At 70.0% G+C, this 16,960-nt stretch carries 16 protein-coding genes; 9 read left to right on the top strand and 7 right to left on the bottom strand.

Features of this window, described 5'->3' with window-relative positions:
- Positions 1-62: 62 nt before the first annotated feature.
- On the top strand, positions 63-965 hold the full coding sequence (sigJ, locus tag Q9R13_RS14065) for an RNA polymerase sigma factor SigJ (RefSeq protein WP_310961797.1): 903 nt from the start codon (positions 63-65) through the stop codon (positions 963-965).
- A 117-nt stretch (positions 966-1,082) separates the two neighbouring features.
- On the opposite strand, the gene dnaB is transcribed toward sigJ, so the two are convergent.
- Positions 1,083-2,438, bottom strand: coding sequence for a replicative DNA helicase (gene dnaB, locus Q9R13_RS14060; RefSeq protein WP_310965095.1), 1,356 nt, complete (start codon positions 2,436-2,438; stop codon positions 1,083-1,085).
- A gap of 487 nt (positions 2,439-2,925) precedes the next feature.
- Here dnaB and Q9R13_RS14055 point away from each other — a divergent pair, with 487 nt between their 5' ends.
- Together Q9R13_RS14055 and Q9R13_RS14050 are read left to right on the top strand one after the other, a co-directional pair.
- Entirely contained in the window at positions 2,926-4,272 is a 1,347-nt protein-coding gene (locus Q9R13_RS14055; RefSeq protein WP_310961796.1) for an MATE family efflux transporter, read from the top strand.
- Positions 4,269-4,916 carry a hypothetical protein gene (locus tag Q9R13_RS14050; RefSeq protein WP_310961795.1) on the top strand — a complete coding sequence of 216 codons (648 nt, stop codon included), beginning with the start codon at positions 4,269-4,271 and terminating at the stop codon, positions 4,914-4,916. Before Q9R13_RS14055 ends, Q9R13_RS14050 begins: the two co-directional genes overlap by 4 nt.
- 52 nt (positions 4,917-4,968) lie before the next feature.
- On the opposite strand, the gene rplI is transcribed toward Q9R13_RS14050, so the two are convergent.
- From rplI to rpsF, 4 genes are all read right to left on the bottom strand, one after another.
- A complete protein-coding gene (gene rplI / locus Q9R13_RS14045) occupies positions 4,969-5,418 on the bottom strand; it encodes a 50S ribosomal protein L9 (protein WP_310961794.1) in 450 nt (149 codons plus the stop codon).
- Between the two features lie 29 nt (positions 5,419-5,447).
- On the bottom strand, positions 5,448-5,684 hold the full coding sequence (rpsR, locus tag Q9R13_RS14040) for a 30S ribosomal protein S18 (RefSeq protein WP_310961793.1): 237 nt from the start codon (positions 5,682-5,684) through the stop codon (positions 5,448-5,450).
- Between the two features lie 67 nt (positions 5,685-5,751).
- Entirely contained in the window at positions 5,752-6,321 is a 570-nt protein-coding gene (locus Q9R13_RS14035) for a single-stranded DNA-binding protein (protein ID WP_310961792.1), read from the bottom strand.
- Between the two features lie 40 nt (positions 6,322-6,361).
- Positions 6,362-6,652 (bottom strand): 30S ribosomal protein S6, encoded by a 291-nt coding sequence (gene rpsF, locus Q9R13_RS14030; protein WP_310961791.1) that lies wholly within the window; start codon positions 6,650-6,652, stop codon positions 6,362-6,364.
- A 169-nt stretch (positions 6,653-6,821) separates the two neighbouring features.
- Between rpsF and Q9R13_RS14025 the strand changes: the two genes are divergently transcribed.
- The 4 genes from Q9R13_RS14025 to Q9R13_RS14010 are packed head-to-tail and all read left to right on the top strand — an operon-like array spanning position 6,822 to position 11,147.
- Positions 6,822-7,631: a deoxyribonuclease IV gene (locus Q9R13_RS14025; RefSeq protein WP_310961790.1), complete on the top strand. Its 810-nt coding sequence runs from the start codon at positions 6,822-6,824 to the stop codon at positions 7,629-7,631.
- Between the two features lie 8 nt (positions 7,632-7,639).
- Positions 7,640-8,911 carry an LCP family protein gene (locus tag Q9R13_RS14020; RefSeq protein ID WP_310961789.1) on the top strand — a complete coding sequence of 424 codons (1,272 nt, stop codon included), beginning with the start codon at positions 7,640-7,642 and terminating at the stop codon, positions 8,909-8,911.
- Positions 8,912-8,966: 55 nt separating this feature from the next.
- Positions 8,967-10,091 (top strand): lipid II:glycine glycyltransferase FemX, encoded by a 1,125-nt coding sequence (locus Q9R13_RS14015; protein ID WP_310961788.1) that lies wholly within the window; start codon positions 8,967-8,969, stop codon positions 10,089-10,091.
- Between the two features lie 3 nt (positions 10,092-10,094).
- Positions 10,095-11,147: an alanine racemase gene (locus Q9R13_RS14010; RefSeq protein WP_310961787.1), complete on the top strand. Its 1,053-nt coding sequence runs from the start codon at positions 10,095-10,097 to the stop codon at positions 11,145-11,147.
- On the opposite strand, the gene Q9R13_RS14005 is transcribed toward Q9R13_RS14010, so the two are convergent.
- On the bottom strand, positions 11,052-12,608 hold the full coding sequence (locus Q9R13_RS14005) for a glycosyltransferase family 87 protein (protein WP_310961786.1): 1,557 nt from the start codon (positions 12,606-12,608) through the stop codon (positions 11,052-11,054). The two genes, Q9R13_RS14010 and Q9R13_RS14005, sit on opposite strands and share 96 nt — an antisense overlap.
- A 10-nt stretch (positions 12,609-12,618) precedes the next feature.
- Positions 12,619-14,781 (bottom strand): transglycosylase domain-containing protein, encoded by a 2,163-nt coding sequence (locus Q9R13_RS14000; protein ID WP_310961785.1) that lies wholly within the window; start codon positions 14,779-14,781, stop codon positions 12,619-12,621.
- 296 nt (positions 14,782-15,077) lie between these two features.
- Here Q9R13_RS14000 and Q9R13_RS13995 point away from each other — a divergent pair, with 296 nt between their 5' ends.
- Positions 15,078-15,731 carry a PadR family transcriptional regulator gene (locus Q9R13_RS13995; RefSeq protein ID WP_310961784.1) on the top strand — a complete coding sequence of 218 codons (654 nt, stop codon included), beginning with the start codon at positions 15,078-15,080 and terminating at the stop codon, positions 15,729-15,731.
- A 29-nt stretch (positions 15,732-15,760) separates the two neighbouring features.
- Positions 15,761-16,852 carry an inositol-3-phosphate synthase gene (locus Q9R13_RS13990; protein WP_310961783.1) on the top strand — a complete coding sequence of 364 codons (1,092 nt, stop codon included), beginning with the start codon at positions 15,761-15,763 and terminating at the stop codon, positions 16,850-16,852.
- Positions 16,853-16,960: the final 108 nt, after the last annotated feature.

The raw sequence follows: 16,960 nt of genomic DNA, 5'->3' as shown, positions 1-16,960 counted from the left end.
TGTGAGGTTTCTGCCTCACACATCGGTCAGCAGCCCGGTCAGACAGTCGAAAGGAGGACGCGATGACCCCCGAAGAACGTGACGCGCTGCATGCCGAGGTGCTGGGCGAACGACGACATCTGATCTCCCTTGCGTTCAGGATGCTCGGCACCGTCGCCGAGGCCGAGGACGCGGTGCAGGAGACCTACATCCGGTGGTACCGGCTCAGCGAGGAGGAACGTGATGCGATCGAGGTGCCACGAGCCTGGCTGACCCGCGTCGCCAGCCGCGTCTGCCTGAACGTCCTCGATTCCGCGCGACACCGGCGCGAGCGATACGTCGGCCCGTGGCTTCCAGAGCCGGTCCCGGCCTACGCGTTCCCTGCTGCGCCGGACGCCGGCGAAGACCCGCTCGAACGCGTCACGCTCGACGAGTCGATCAGCACCGCTCTGCTCGTCGTGCTGGAGGCCATGACAGCGGCCGAGCGGGTCTCGTTCGTCCTGCACGACGTGTTCGCGATGCCCTTCGCCGAGATCGCCGAGATCGTCGGCCGCACCCCTGCGGCATGTCGGCAGCTCGCCACCTCGGCCCGCCGGCGTGTGCAACAGAGCCGAAGCCGTCGCGTATCGCGTGCCGAGCACGACGAGGTGGTCAGAGCGTTCGCCGCGGCGGCTCGGACAGGCGACATCGCCAGTCTCATCACTGTGCTCGACCCGGACGTGGTGCTTCGCTCCGATGGCGGCGGCATCGTCACGGCGGCACGCAACCCGGTCGTCGGCGCGGACAAGGTGGCTCGATTCCTGTTCGGCGCGCTGCAGAAGAATCCGACGGCCGTGGTTCTGGACCAGGAGACCCCCGACGGGCTCGGGTTCGCACTCTGGGACGACGGCCGGATCATCGGCGTCGTCACCCTCGACGTCGTTGCCGGGCTCGTGACCGATGTGCGTCTGATGATGAACCCGGACAAGCTCACGCTCTGGAACTGAACCTCACATCCCGTCGGGGTGTCCGGTCCTGTTCATGGATGGCGCCTCTCCGCGCGCCGCGATGGGAGAGCCGGCGCGTTTGGAAAAGCTCGCTGCATCTCGACAACAAACGAGCACTCAGTGGGCCATGTCCACGAAGCGTGAGTAGTGGCCCTGGAAGAGCACGGTGACGTCGCGGGTCGGGCCGTTGCGGTGCTTGCCGATGATGATGTCGGCCTCGCCGGGCCGGGTGGACTCGCGCTCGTAGACGTCGTCGCGGTGCACCAGCATCACGATGTCGGCGTCCTGCTCCAGGCTGCCGGACTCGCGCAGGTCGGAGACCATCGGCTTCTTGTCCGAGCGCTGCTCGGAGCCGCGGTTGAGCTGGGCGAGCGCAACGATCGGGACCTCGAGCTCCTTGGCGAGCAGCTTGATCTGGCGGGAGAACTCCGAGACCTCGACCTGACGGGACTCGACCTTCTTGCCCGAGCTCATCAGCTGCAGATAGTCGATCACGATGAGCCGCAGGTCGTGGCGCTGCTTGAGCCGCCGGGCCTTGGCCCGGATCTCCATCATCGTCATGTTCGGCGAGTCGTCGATGAACATCGGCGCGCTGGACACCTCGCCCATCTTGCGGGCGAGCTTGGTCCAGTCCTCGTCGGACATCGGCCCGTTGCGGATGTGGTTCAACGGCACCTTCGCCTCGGCGGAGAGCAGCCGCATGGTGATCTCGGAGCGCCCCATCTCGAGGCTGAAGATCACCGAGGCCAGGTTGTTGTGGATCGACGCCGATCGGCAGAAGTCCAGGCCGAGGGTGGACTTGCCCATGCCGGGTCGGCCGGCGACGATGACCATCTGGCCCGGCTGCAGCCCGTTGGTCAGCTCGTCGAGGTCGGCGAAGCCGGTGGGGACGCCGCGCAGGCTGCCGTCATGGTTGGAGATCGCCTCGATCTCGTCGAGGGTGCCCTCCATGATGTCGCTGAGCGGCGCATAGTCCTCGCTCTGCCGCTTCTCGGTGATCTGGTAGATCTCGGCCTGGGCCCGGTCGACGGTGTCATCGACGTCGCCCTCGCCGGCGTACCCCATCTGCGCGATCTTGGTGCCCGCGTCGACCAGTCGACGCAGGATCGCCTTCTCGCGCACGATCGCGGCGTAGTAGGCGGCGTTCGCGGCGATCGGCACGCTCGCCGACAGGGTGTGCAGGTACGTCGCACCACCGACGCGCTGCAGCTCGCCACGACGCTGCAGCTCGGCCACGACCGTCACCGGGTCGGCCGGCTCGCCGCGGCCGTAGAGGTCGATGATCGCGTCGTAGATCGTCTCGTGCGCGGGCTTGTAGAAGTCCGTGCCCTTGACCTGCTCGTTGACGTCGGCGATCGCGTCCTTCGAGATCAGCATCGACCCGAGCACCGACTGCTCGGCGTCCGGATCCTGCGGCGGCATCCGCCCCGACCAGGCCTCCTGGTTGCCACCCTCCGACCCGTGCCCCGGCATGGTGAAGTAGTCGCCCGCCGACGTCTCGAACCCGGCCTCCGAGATGCTCATCCGCCCCCACTCTCCTGCGTCTCGTCCTGGCTCGCACGGTAGGGATGGCCACCCCCGGAAACCGCGCCGACCCGCACCGGACCGAGTGAGGTTAGGCCCCCGACCCGAGGTCCGCACAGCCCGCCGTCCACAGGACCCTGTGGATAACCCTGGGTGGCATGTGGAACACGCCGAGCAAGATGTGCACCGACCGGCGAGGTTCTTGTGGACTACATCGGACCCACGCCCCCAAAACCCACGCTGACCTGCGGTTTCATGCGTCCACCGGCTGTGGACAAAAGTTTTCTGGCAACTTTCTTGCGCCCGTTTCGCCATCTGGGATCGGCCGATCTGTTTGTCGACAAAGGTTCACAACGGACCTGAAACCACAACCTCAGGGCAGTTATGCACAGGCGCGGGCCAGCCCATCGGAGGCTGCTGGCCTACGCTTCGGCCCATGCCGGACCGCTGGGGGAGGGAGATCTGGCACCTCAGCGTTGCGGCGTTCTTCGCGCTGGTGACCGAGCCGCTGTTCCTGCTCGCCGACACGGCGATCGTCGGCCATCTGGGCACCGCCCAGTTGGCCGGCCTGGGCATCGCCGTCGCCATTCTCGGCGTGATCCAGAGCCTGTGCATCTTCCTGGCCTACGGGACCACCTCGGCGGTCGCCCGGGAGATCGGCGCCGGCCGCACCTCCCGTGCCCTGGCCCAGGGTGTCGACGGGGTCTGGCTGGCGGTGGGAGTCGGCCTGCTGATCACCTTGGTCACCGAGCCGCTGGTACCGCGGATCGTGGGCCTGTTCGGCCCCACTCCCGAGGTCGCCGGGTACGCCGTGACCTACCTGCACGTGAGCCTGCTCGGCGTCGTGGCGATGCTGGTGATGCTCGCCGCGGTCGGCGTGCTCCGCGGCGTCAAGGACCTGCGCACGCCGCTGGTGGTGGCGGTCACCGCGAACCTGGCCAACATCGCCCTCAACCTCCTGCTGGTGTACGGCGTCGGCGGCTGGAACGGCCTGGGCATCGCCGGAAGCGCACTCGGGTCGCTGATCGCGCAGGTCGCGGCCGCGACGGTCCTGCTCGTGGTCCTGCTCCGCGGCGTACGGCGGGCCGGCGCGCCACTCGCCCCGGACCTGACCGGGATCCGGCGGGCCGGGACTGCCGGGGTGCCGTTGATCGTGCGCACCCTCGCGCTGCGGGCGGCACTGCTGCTGATGACCTGGGGCGCCACCCGGTTCGGCTCGGTCGACCTCGCCGCGATGCAGCTGGCGCTGACGATCTGGAGCTTCCTGGCCTTCGTGCTCGACGCGATCGGGATCTCGGCGCAGACGATGGTCGGCACCGAGCTGGGCGCCCGCCGCTGGACCGCCACCCGCCGACTCACCGGCGCGTTGGTTCGCTGGGGTCTCGCGCTCGGAGTGCTCACCGGATTGGTGCTGCTCGCCTGTGCCACCGTCCTCGGCCGCCTGTTCACCGACGACCCCCGGGTGCTGCACGCCCTCGCACCTGCCCTGCTGGTCGCCGCGATCGCCCAGCCGGTCGCCGGCCTGGTCTTCGTCCTCGACGGCGTCCTGATCGGCGCGGGTGACAACCGCTACCTGGCTGCGGCCCAGGTGGTGGTGCTGGCGGTGTTCGCACCGGTCGCGCTCTGGGTGGTTCTCGGGGGCCACGGGCTGACCTGGCTGTGGGTCGCCTTCGCGGTCGCGTTCATGGGGGGCCGCGCGGTGGTGCTCGGGCTGCGGGCCCGCGGTCAGGCCTGGCTGGGCGCGCCACGCTCCGCGGCCGGCGGCTCTACGCTGACCGGGTGACGCCGCTCCAGAAGATCGCCATGGGCCTGGTGATCGTGATCCTTCCGGCGAACTTCCCGGCGCACCCCCATCCGGCGTGGCGCTTCTACGACGCGCTGCCCGACCCGATCGGCTGGGTCCTGGTGGTCGCCGGGGTGTGGGCGCTTGGCCGGTCCAGCGGCCTCGAGCTGGCGAGCGTGAGGTGGCTCGCGGCGCTGGCTCTGCTGGTCAGCGTCCCGCTGTGGTTCCCCCAGCTCAACCATCTGCTGGTGCCGCGCTACAACCCTGACATCACCATCTCCGGCCAATGGGCGATCAGCCTTCCGCAGACCCTGTTCAGCCTGTTCCTGGCCCGCCGTATCCGCGCGGCCGGCGCAGCGGCCGAACCGCGGGACCGCTACGTCGTGAGCCGCTTCGGCGTCCTGTCCTGGGGACTCGTCGCCCTGGTGGTCCTCCCGATCGTGGCGTACGGCGGCGGCGCCAGCCGGCTCGAGGGACCGACGCTGGTGCTGATCGGGTTGGTCAACGTGGCGTTCGTGTTCTACCTGTTCATGGTGCACCGACGGGAGTTCCTCGGTGGCCCCGGCCCACGCGAGTGGACGCTGCGTGAGCGACTCCCCGAGGATGCACGAAGGCCGCCCCCCGACGGGGAGCGGCCTTCCTGACGGCGCGTGAGTCGGATGGATCCTGCGGATCGACCCTGCGGATCGACCTGGGTCAGTCGGACACCACGTTGAGCGAGACGGTGGCCTCGACCTCGTCGTGGACCTTCACCTTGACGGTGTGCGCACCGAGCGACTTGATCGGGCTGCCGACCAGGATGGTCCGCTTGTCGACCAGCTCGGTCTCGCCGCCGGCGTTGATGGCCTCGGCGATGTCCCCGGGCGTGACCGCACCGAAGAGTCGACCGCCCTCACCGGCACGAACCCGGACGTTGAAGGTGCCGCCCTCGAGCCGCGCCTTCACCTCCGCGGCGTGGTCGGTGTCGCGGACCGCGCGTGCGGACCGGGCGGACTTGATCGCGTCGATGGTCTTCTCCCCGCCACGGGTCCAGCGGATCGCCGAACCCTGCGGGATCAGGTAGTTGCGGCCGTAACCGTCCTTCACCTCGACGATGTCGCCGGGGCCACCGAGGCCGGAGACCTCCTGGGTCAGGATGAGCTTCATAGTCTTCTCGAATCCCTTGCTGTGCTCTTCTAACGAGCGGTCGAGGTGTAGGGGAGCAGGGCGACCTCACGGGCGTTCTTGACGGCCGTGGCCACGTCGCGCTGGTGCTGGACGCAGTTGCCGGTCACCCGGCGGGCACGGATCTTGCCGCGGTCGGAGATGAACTTGCGCAGCAGGTTGGTGTCCTTGTAGTCGACGTAGGACACCTTGTCCTTGCAGAACTGGCAAACCTTCTTCTTCGGCTTGCGGATGACTGCCTTGGCCATTGTGGTGCTCCTTTCGAGCCCGGCCCGTGCAGTTCGTCGGGGCCGGAATGGGTGGTTGGTTGGATGATCAGAAGGGGGGCTCGTCCGAGCCGGGGGTGTTCCACGGGTCCTGGCCGCCCTGCTGGGGAGCGGACTGCTGCCCGCCCCAGGCGCCGCCCTGGGAGGGCTGCTGCGACTGCTGCGACTGCTGCGGTGTCTGCTGCTGGGCGGGACTCGACGCCCACGGGTCGTCGCCGCCCGCGCCGCCACCGGAGTAGCCGCCACCGCCGCCGCGGGATGCGCGGGTGACCTTCGCGGTGGCGTACTTGAGGCTGGGACCGACCTCGTCGACGTCGAGCTCGACGACGGTGCGCTTCTCGCCCTCACGGGTTTCGTAGGAGCGCTGCTTGAGGCGGCCCTGGACGACGACGCGCATGCCCTTCTGCAGGGACTCGGCGACGTTCTCCGCCGCCTGCCGCCACACCGCACAGGACAGGAACAGCGCCTCGCCGTCCTTCCACTCGTTGCTCTGACGGTCGAAGGTGCGCGGGGTGGAGGCGATCCGGAAGTTGGCCACCGCCGCGCCCGAGGGGGTGAAGCGGAGCTCCGGGTCGTCGACCAGGTTGCCCACGATCGTGATGACGGTCTCGCCTGCCATGCGAAGTCTCCCTAGGTCCGTGTGGTTCGGTGCCGGAACGTCAGCGAACGTCCGGTCGAATGACCTTAGTGCGCAGTACCGACTCATTCAGGCCGAGCTGACGGTCGAGCTCCTTGACGGTGGCCGGCTCGGCCTGCAGCGACACGACGGCGTAGATGCCCTCGGCGAACTTGTTGATCTCGTAGGCCAGTCGGCGACGACCCCACACGTCGACGTTGTCGACGCTGCCGCCGTCCTTGCGGACGACGTTCAGGTAGGTGTCCAGCGAGGGGGCGACGGTGCGCTCCTCGAGGTTCGGGTCGAGGATGACCATCAGTTCGTAGGCACGCAAGATGCGCCTACCTCCTTCGGACTTGAGCGGCCACGGACGTTCCGTGACAGGAGGGCTCCGGCTGCACGGGCAGCGAAGCGACAGGCAAGGGTAACAAGCGCAGGGCCGTCGGCGCGAATCGTCGTGGCGGCCGTCGAGGGCGGGGTGGTCCTGCTCATAGGGTGTCCCCATGTCCTCCCAGTCCGCCCTGGTCCGGATCGGCGCGCACGTCGACCAGAGCGACCCGGTGGCGCAGGCGCGTGCGCGCGGCACCGACGTCGTGCAGTTCTTCCTCGGCGACCCGCAGGACTACAAGGGACCCGAGGTCCGGTACGCCGGCGGCGCGGAGGCGCTGCGGTCCGCGGCCGAGGAGGCCGGGGTCGACCTCTATGTGCACGCGCCGTACGTCATCAACGTCGCCAGCACGAACAACCGGATCCGGATCCCGAGCCGCAAGCTGCTCCAACAGCACATGGACGCGGCCGCGGCGATCGGCGCGAAGGGGATGGTCGTCCACGGCGGCCATGTGACCGCCAAGGACGATCCCGACAAGGGGCTGGACAACTGGCGCAAGGCGATCGAGGCCACCGACCTGAAGATCCCGATGCTCATCGAGAACACCGCCGGCGGCGACCACGCGATGAGCCGCCGGCTGGACCGGATCGCGGCGCTGTGGGAGTCCATCGCACGGGCGGACGGCTCGGAGCAGGTCGGCTTCTGCCTGGACACCTGCCACGCATGGGCCGGCGGCCTGGCGCTGACCACCGCGGTCGAGAAGATCCGCGCGATCACCGGCCGCATCGACCTGGTGCACGCCAACGACAGCCGGGACGACTTCGGCTCCGGTGCGGACCGGCACACCAACCTCGGCAGCGGACACCTCGACGCCGAGGAGCTCGTCGCGGTGGTGCGTGCGGCCGCGGCGCCAGTCGTCTGCGAGACGCCGGGCGGAGCGGAGGAGCACCGCGCCGACATCGCCTGGCTCAGGGAGCGCCTGTGACGGGTCCGGTGGATCGGCCGGCGGGCGACCCGGCCGGCACGAACGACGGCTCCAACGCCGGCAGCAACCCCGGCAGCAACGAGGAGACCGAACCGGCCCGACGGCCGATCGGACCACCCCCGCCACCGCCGCCCACCCAGACCCTGGACCCGGCCACGTTCGACTGGGAGCACCCCGACTACAAGGGGCAACGCCGACCGTCACGGTCCTCAAGGTCGCCGTCCGGGTCATCGTCGGGGTCATCGTCCGGGTCGTCCGGCCGCTCCCACGGCCGCTCCCACGGGACGTCGCGGGGCAGGTCCCACGGCAGCACGAGGAGCCGGCACCACAGCCGGTGGCGCCGGCTGCGTCGCAAGTACCGCCGCTGGCGGCACAAGTGGCGCCGGCCGCGCAACATCGTGCTGGGCGCGCTGCTCGCGATCGTGCTGGTCGTGCTCGCCTACGCGCTCTACCTCAACGCCCAGCTGTCCGCGATCGGACGGGCGCCGATGCTCGCGGACTACTCCGGCCCGAACAGTGCCGGCACCAACGTGCTCCTGGTCGGCTCCGAGGCGCCGGGCCAGACGCTGGAGGCCGACGCCCGCACCCTGGTGATCCAGCTGGTGCACCTCGCCGCCGACGGCAGCCGGGCCGACGTGGTCGACTTCCCGCGCGACCTCTATCTGAGCACCCCCACCGGCGACCCGAAGGTTCGTGACCAGCAGACCCTCGAGGCGACGTACGAAGCCGGCGGGAACCCCCTCGTGGCGAGCACCCTCCAGGACGACCTGGGACTGCGCATCGACCACGTCGCGCAGGTCTCGTTCGACGGGTACGTCGCGGTCACCGACCGGATCGGGGGCGTGACCGTCCCGACCGGCCAGGGCGTGCGGCACTACACCGGCCAGGAGATGCTGCGCTACGCCGACGCCACCAAGGGTCTGGTCAACGGCGACGTCGACACCGGGCAACGGCACCAGCAGTGGCTCAAGCAGATGCTCGTCGGGTCGGTCACGCCCGGCATGCTGATCAACCCCGTCAACCTCGTCGGGCTGCTGCACGACACCACCCGGAACCTCGTGGTCGACGACACCTTCACCAACGGCGACATGCGCAGCCTGATGTGGCGCGCCCGACACCTGCGACCGGACGCGATCCGCTACCTGACCGCGCCGTACCGCAGGTTCGCGCACCGCGGCACCGCCGGTCGAGTGCTGCTGCCCCAGGACACCGCGCTGCGCCAGCTGGGCAGCGCGCTGCGCACCGACAACGCCTCGGGGATCGCGACCTTCGACAACTGAGCGCGTCGTCACGGTCGGGCCGACCCGGTCGATCGGGGCCAGTAGGGTCGGGGCCGTGAACACGCCCGTCGCCGTACGCACCCTCAGCACGGACGAGCACCTCGCCTTCCTCGCCGAGCGCGAGTCGGCCGGCTTCCTGCAGACACCCGGCTGGGCCGCGGTCAAGCGCGAGTGGCGCGCGGAGTCGCTCGGCTGGATCGCCGACGGACGCGTCGTGGGCGCGGCGCTGGTGCTCTATCGCCAGCTCCCGAGGCTGCGCCGCTACCTCGCCTACCTCCCCGAGGGGCCGGTGCTGGACTGGGAGACCGACGACCTCGGGGCGTGGCTTCGGCCGATGGCCGACCACCTGCGCGGCCAGGGGGCGTTCGGCGTCCGGATCGGCCCGCCGGTGGTGGTGCGGCGGTGGAGCGCGGCACAGGTCAAGGAGGGCATCGCCGACGACGCCGTACGCCGGCTCGACGACCTCCCGCCGACCCAGCGCGACCGGGTCGGCGCCACGGTGGTCTCCCAGCTGCGGGAGCTGGGCTGGCGACCGCAGGCGGCCGAGGGCGGGTTCGCCGCGGGCCAGCCGCAGTACAACTTCTGGGTGCCGCTGGCCGACCGCACCGAGGACGAGGTGCTGGCCGGGATGAACCAGCTCTGGCGGCGCAACATCAAGAAGGCGGCCAAGGCCGGGGTCGAGGTCAGCCTCGGCGGAGCAGCCGACCTGCCGGCGTTCCACGACCTCTACGCCCACACGGCCGAGCGGGACCACTTCACCCCGCGGCCGCTGTCGTACTTCGAGACCATGTTCGCCGAGCTGGGCGCGCCCGGCGCCGCCACTCAGATCCGGCTCTACCTCGCCCGGCACGAGGGCGACCTGGTGGCCGCGACGATCTGGATCCGGGTCGGCCGCCACGCCTGGTACTCCTACGGCGCGAGCTCGACCGTCAAGCGTGAGGTCCGCGGCTCCAACGCCGTCCAGTGGCAGATGATCCGCGACGCGATGGCTGCCGGGGCGGAGGTCTACGACCTGCGCGGCATCACCGACACCCTCGACGCCGACGACCCGCACCTCGGCCTGATCCAGTTCAAGGTCGGCACCGGCGGCGAGGCCGTCGAGTACGCCGGCGAGTGGGACCTGCCCCTCAACCGGGCGCTCTACGCCGCGTTCGCCCTCTACATGGCGCGGCGGGGCTGAGCGGTGAGCCTGGTCCTGCACGTCGACGGCGACCGCTGGCGCGACCACCTGCGCCGGTTCGCCGCCGCCCACCCCGGCCTGGTGCCGGTGACCAAGGGCAACGGCTACGGCTTCGGCAACCACCGGCTGGCGCGGCGAGCCGGCTGGCTGGGTGCCGACACTCTCGCCGTCGGCACCTATGACGAGCTCCCCGACGTCGCACAGCGGTACGACGGGGACCTGCTGGTGCTCACCCCGTGGCGACCGTTCCTGCCCGCGGCCGTCACGGCCGTCGCCGACGACCGCGTGCTGCACACGGTCGGACGGCTCGACGACCTGGCCGCGCTGGCCGCAGCACCGGAGCGGCCCCGGGTCGTGCTGGAGCGCGCCACCTCGATGCGCCGGCACGGATTCGGGGCGCGCGAGCTGCGGGAGGCCGCCGACCTGGCGCGGCGGGGCGGCGTCCGGCTCGAGGGCGTGTCGATGCACCTGCCGCTGCCCGGGCGCAGCCATCTCGCCGAGATGGAGACGCTGCTCACCGACATCGTCGCGGCGGGAACCGGCGGCACCGGCACGGTCTGGGTCTCGCACCTGGGTGACGACGAGCTGGCCGGCCTCGCGAGGCGACACCCGGACCTGCGCTTCCGGCCACGGGTCGGCACCGATCTCTGGCTCGGCGACCGCGGTGCGCTCCGGGTCGCCGCGACGGTCCTCGACGCCCATCCGGTCGCACGCGGCGACGTCTACGGCTACCGCGGGCGCACCGCGCCACGGTCCGGCACGATCCTGGTCGTCTCGGGGGGCACCGCCCACGGCATCGGTCTGGAGGCGCCGACCGCCGGCTCCGGGCTGCGCGACCGGGCTGCGGCCGTGGCGCGGGGCGGCCTGGACGCCCTGGGGCTGGTGCGCTCGCCGTTCACGATCGACGGCAAGCCGCGGCTCTTCGCCGAGCCACCGCACATGCAGTGCTCGATGCTGTTCCTACCCGCCGGCGCCGAGGTGCCCGCCGTCGGCAGCGAGGTCGGCGTGCGCGTGCGGCACACCGCCACCACCTTCGACTCCGTCGACTATCGGTAGAGCGACTCCGTCGACTATCGGTAGAGCGACTCCGTCGACCGTCGGTAGAGCGACTCCGTCGACCGTCGGTAGAGCGACGCCGTCGAGATCAGCTGAGGTCACCGGGTCCTCCTCCGGGTGCCACAGGTCCCGGACGATCCGCCCCGCCAGATAGAGCTCGCCGAGCACGCGCACCACGATCGCGATCGAGTACACCGGTGTGCTGCTGCCGTCGGCCGCGACCAGCCAGCCGCCGAGATACATCCACACCGCGGCGAAGTAGAACAGCTCGCACGCCTGCCAGATCAGCAGGTCGCGCCAGCGCGGCCGCGCCAGCACGGCCAGCGGGAGCAGCCAGAGGACGTACTGCGGCGAGTAGACCTTGTTGACGATCAGGAACGCCATCACGACCAGGTAGCCCAGTTGGGCGACCCGGGGGGTGGCCGGCGCCCGCAGTCCGATCAGCAGCACCACCAGGCAACACCCGCCGAACACCAGCCAGGAAGCCAGGTTCAGGGCGTGCACGTCGACCGTGTGCCCGGCCTGCTGGGCAACCAGCCACAGCGATCCGAGATCGGCGCCGCGGTGCTCGTTGAACGTCCAGAACCTCGTCCACCGGCTGACGTCCCCGAGCCAGGCCGGCGCGTTGACCAGCACCCAGGACCCCACCGCACCCGCCGTGGCCAGCGCGAAGGCGCGCACCCGGTCGCGCCGGTCCGGCCCGGCCCGCAGGGCCAGGACCAGGAAGACCCCGAGCAGGAACAGCGGGTAGAGCTTGCTCGCCGTACCGAGCCCCACGAAGATGCCGGCGAGCAGCGACCGTTGCCGCGACCACGCGAACAGGGCGCCCGCCACGCAGGCCACGGCGAGCAGGTCCCAGTTGATCAGCCCGGTCATCAGCAGCACCGGGGACAGGGCGAACGGCAGCGCGTCCCAGGGTCGGCCGCGGTGGGTGCGGGCCAGGAAGTACGCCGCCACCAGCGCCAGCCCGAGCAGCAGCAGCGCGGTGATCACGAAGTTCTCGTTGATCTCCGAGGCCATCCCCGGCAGGCCCCACAGGTCGGCGACGCTGGCCGCGGCACGCAGGTTCTCCGGTGGCCCCTGCGGCTCGATCGCGGTCAGCGCCGAGGCGAACCAGGCCAGGTAGGAGATGCCGACCGGGTACTCCATCGCCGGGTAGCGGCTGCTGGCGGCGTACGGCCAGTGCTGCTCGGCGAAGCCGCGTCCGGTGTAGAGGTACGGGATGTCGGAGTAGCACATCTTCGAGTAGCGCACCGACGAGCTGTTCCAGTGGGTGTCCATGCACGGCGCGTGCTGCACCATCCCCAGTGCGAACACGACCGCCACGCAGGCGAGGACGACCCGGACCGGGGTCCACCACCAGTGCGGCGACCCGTGCTCGCCGTACCGCCCGCCGATCCTCGCGGACAGGCTCGCCGCCACCGGGTCCTCCCGGGTCGGCGCGACCGGTGGCTCGCTCACGGGCCGGGGCTCAGTGCTTCGGGGGCTTCGGCGCCGGCGATCCGCAGTCCTGCACCGGGCTCGGAGTACAGCTCGGGCTGCTCGACGGCGAGGGCGTCGGGGTCGGCGTCGGCGTCGGCGTCGGCGTCGGCGTCGGCTTCGGCGTGTTGCTCGGCTTCGGCTGCTTGGTCGGCTTGGCCTTATGGGTCTTCGGCGGCGGCGGCACGTACGGCGCGTGGCCGGTGGCGGGCGCCGTACCGTCGACGTACGCCGGCGGCGGGAACTGCACGACCGGCAGGCCCGACATGATCTGCTGCATCGCCGCGGTCCAGGTGTGTGCCGGGAAGTCGGCGCCGTAGTAGGACGGCAGGTAGCCCTGCAGCGGCTGGCGGCCGTTGCCGCGGACGTACATCACCGAGGTGGCCACCTGCGGGGTGAAGCCGCTGAACCACGCGGTGACCACGTCGCCGTTGTCATTGGTCGCGGTGCCGGTCTTGCCGGCCGCAGGGCGACCCAGCGCCAGGGCGGCGACACCGGTGCCCGAGCGCACCACCTGCTGCATCGCGTAGCTGACGTCGGCGGCCACGCCGGCGCTGATCGCGCGGCGGTCGTGCGAGTGGTGCCTCCAGAGCACCTTGCCGTCGACGCTGGTCACCTTCTTGATGAAGTAGGTCGGGTGCTCGATGCCGTGGTTGGCGATCGTGGCGTAGGCGTTGGCCATGTCGACCGGGCTCTCCGGCGCGCTGCCCAGCGCGATCCGGGAGTTGGGCTCCAGCGACTTGCGCGCCGGGATGCCCATCCGGATCGCGGTCCGGCGGATCTTGTCGGGTCCGTCCGGCGTCGACGCGGTCAGGTCGATGTAGACCGTGTTGATCGAGTCGATCAGGCCGGTGAGCAGGCTCACGTGGGAGCCGTAGGAGTGGCCGTTGGGCTCGCCCGACCGCTCGCCCTCGTTGTGCACCTCGGTCCCGTCCGGGAAGGTGTACGGCGAGTTGCCGTCGAAGGTGTCCTTCAGGCTCCAGCCGTTGGACAGCGCCATCGCCAGCGCGAAGGGCTTGAAGCCCGAGCCCGGCGAGTCCGTCGCCGTGGCCCAGTTGAGCTGGCTCTTCAAGAAGTCCTGCCCGCCATAGAAACCGGTGAGCGCACCGGTCTTGACGTCGACCGAGGCCACTCCGACATGCAGCTGCTTGAGGCCCTTGGGTGCCTGGGCCAGCACCGCGCTCTTGTCGGCCGCCATCACCTTGCGGTTGAACGTGGTGGTGACCCGCAGGCCGCCGCCCTCGATCTGCTCGTCGGTGAAGCCGAGACTGAGCAGCTGGTTCTTGACCATGGTCAGCATGAAGCCGCGCTGGCCGCCGTACATGTCGTCGGTGCGCTGCTTGACCACCTTCGGCAGCCGGGGACGGATCCGGTCGGCCTTCGACGAGTCGAGGGTGCCCATCTTGACCATGCCGTCGATGACGTACTGGTAGCGGTCGAGCAGCGCGTGACGCTGGGCCGCGCTGCCGCTGGGGGACAGATAGCTCGGCGAGTTGACCAGCGCGGCGAGCATCGCCGACTGGGCCGGCTTGAGCTTGTCCGCATTGATCCCGAAGTAGGCGTTGGCGGCCGCCTGCACGCCGTACGCACCGCGACCGAAGTAGATGGTGTTGAGATAGCCGGCCATGATCTGCTGCTTGGACTCCTCCTGCTGGATCTTCAGCGAGAGGAACGCTTCCTTGATCTTGCGCTTGAGCGTGCGCTGCTGGCTCAGGTAGAGGATCTTGACGTACTGCTGGGTGATCGTCGACGCGCCCTGGGTCGCGTTGCCCTGGGCGTTGGAGAAGGCCGCGCGCAGGATGCCCTTGGGGTCGATCCCGTGGTTGGTCCAGAAGGTCCGGTCCTCCGCGGCGACGGCGGCGTTCTGCATCGACTTGGGGATGTCGGAGAGTGGGACGATCTCGCGGTTCTGGGTGGCGAAGGTGCCGATCTTGTCGTGCCCGTTGCCGTAGTAGATGTAGGAGGCCTGCGCCTGGTAGGCGCTGTTGGGATCCGGGATCGTGGTGCGCTGGTAGGCGAAGTAGAAGATCGCCGCCAGCAGGACCACGCCGACGATGCAGCCGATCAGCGTCCGCTGGACCAGCCGGCGCCAGTCGATCTTGCCGCGGCCCTTGCCGGGCTTCGGGCCTGATGCACTCTTGCGGGTGCCACTCACGTCGAGGGTCTCCGTTGCTCTCGGGCGCTGTGTGCTGCGCTGTGTCTCGGGGGTCTCGGGGCCGCGCTGCTGGCGCTGTCGGGGGACCGCGGGCTCGCGGCGGGACGCGACAAGGTTACGGCTTGATCCTGAGGGTTGGCCGAGGAGAGCGCCTGCGAATGTGACCGACGCGACCCCTCGGACGCGCCCGGGAAGCGTGCCGAACTTGACTCCTCGATATATCGAGTTGATAGATTGCCTCGATAGAACGCGGCGACACATCCACGCCGCCACACCATCCACGAGAGAGCAGGACCATGGCAAGCAAGGGCGCGACCCTCGAGCTGGCAGTCCTCGGACTGCTGCACGAGTCGCCCCTGCACGGCTACGAGCTCCGCAAGCGGCTCAACCTGCTGCTCGGCTGGGGCCGGCTGCTCTCCTACGGCTCGCTCTATCCCGCGCTGAAGCGGATGCTCCGGGCGGGCTGGATCACCGAGGTCACCACGGTCTCCCCCGGCGTCTCGCGCCGGCAGCGGATCGTCTACCAGATCAGTCCCGCCGGCACCGAGTTCTTCGCCTCGCAGATCACCGACGCCGGACCGGCCGCCTGGGAGGACGAGAACTTCAACATGAGGTTCGCGTTCTTCTCGCGCACCGATGCTGGCGTACGCATGCGGATCCTGGAGGGTCGACGGTCCCGGCTGCAGGAACGCATCGACCGCGCCACCACCGCGCAGGGCCGCGGCACCACCAAGGGCGCCGACCGCTACGTCACCGAGCTGCAGCGCCACACGCTCGAGTCGATGGAGCGGGAGGTCCGTTGGCTCACCGAGCTCATCGACGCCGAGCACGGCCAGCCGACGCCGCCCCGGAACTCCCCGCCCCGGACACCGTCCGGCGGCACCACCCCGACGTCCCGGTCCAAGGGAGCAGCCGCCACCACGGCCCCCGTCCGGACCGAGGCCAGCTGAAGAGAAACCGCACAAGAAGGAGCGAACCGATGGGTTCCGTACGAGTAGCGATCGTGGGAGTGGGCAACTGCGCCACCTCCCTCATCCAAGGTGTCCACTACTACAAGGACGCCGATCCGGCCGCCGTTGTCCCCGGCCTGATGCACGTCACGTTCGGTGACTACCACGTCTCCGACGTCGAGTTCGTCGCCGCGTTCGACGTCGACGACAAGAAGGTCGGCAAGGACCTGTCCGAGGCCATCAACGCCTCGGAGAACAACACCATCAAGATCTGTGACGTGCCCACCATCGGCGTCGAGGTGCAGCGCGGCCACACCCTGGATGGGCTGGGCAAGTACTACCGCATGACGATCGAGGAGTCCGCAGCCGACCCCGTCGACATCGTCCAGGTCCTCAAGGACACCAACGCCGACGTGCTCGTCTCCTACCTCCCCGTGGGATCGGAGGAGGCCGACAAGTTCTACGCCCAGTGCGCGATCGACGCCGGCGTGGCGTTCGTCAACGCGCTCCCCGTCTTCATCGCCTCCGACCCCGTCTGGGCGAAGAAGTTCGAGGACGCGGGCGTCCCGATCGTCGGCGACGACATCAAGTCCCAGGTGGGCGCCACCATCACCCACCGGGTGATGGCCAAGCTCTTCGAGGACCGCGGCGTGGCCCTCGACCGCACCTACCAGCTCAACGTCGGCGGCAACATGGACTTCAAGAACATGCTCGAGCGTGAGCGGCTGGAGTCCAAGAAGGTCTCCAAGACCCAGGCCGTCACGTCCAACCTGACCGGGTCGCTGGCCGGCCTCAAGGACGACCGCAACGTGCACATCGGCCCGTCCGACTACGTCGCGTGGCTCGACGACCGCAAGTGGGCCTACGTCCGCCTCGAGGGTCGCGCCTTCGGCGACGTGCCGCTGAACCTCGAGTACAAGCTCGAGGTCTGGGACTCGCCCAACTCCGCAGGCATCATCATCGACGCGATCCGGGCGGCGAAGATCGCCAAGGACCGCGGCATCGGCGGGCCGCTGCTGTCGGCGTCGTCGTACCTGATGAAGTCCCCGCCGGTGCAGCGCCCCGACGACGAGGGTCGCACCTCGGTCGAGGCCTTCATCCGCGGCGAGGTCGAGCGCTGATCCAGCGCCGAACTGCCTGAGCGCACTCTTCAGCTGACCGACGGCGGTCGGGGCCCTCGTGCCCCGGCCGCCGTCGGCGCGTTCGGGCCAGGCGCGGGCCGCCCTACG

It is taken from the genome of Nocardioides marmorisolisilvae (genome assembly GCF_031656915.1).
GTDB lineage: Bacteria > Actinomycetota > Actinomycetes > Propionibacteriales > Nocardioidaceae > Marmoricola > Marmoricola terrisoli.
Note: the sequence above shows the minus strand (reverse complement) of the source record. Positions and strands in the feature narration are given on the sequence as shown.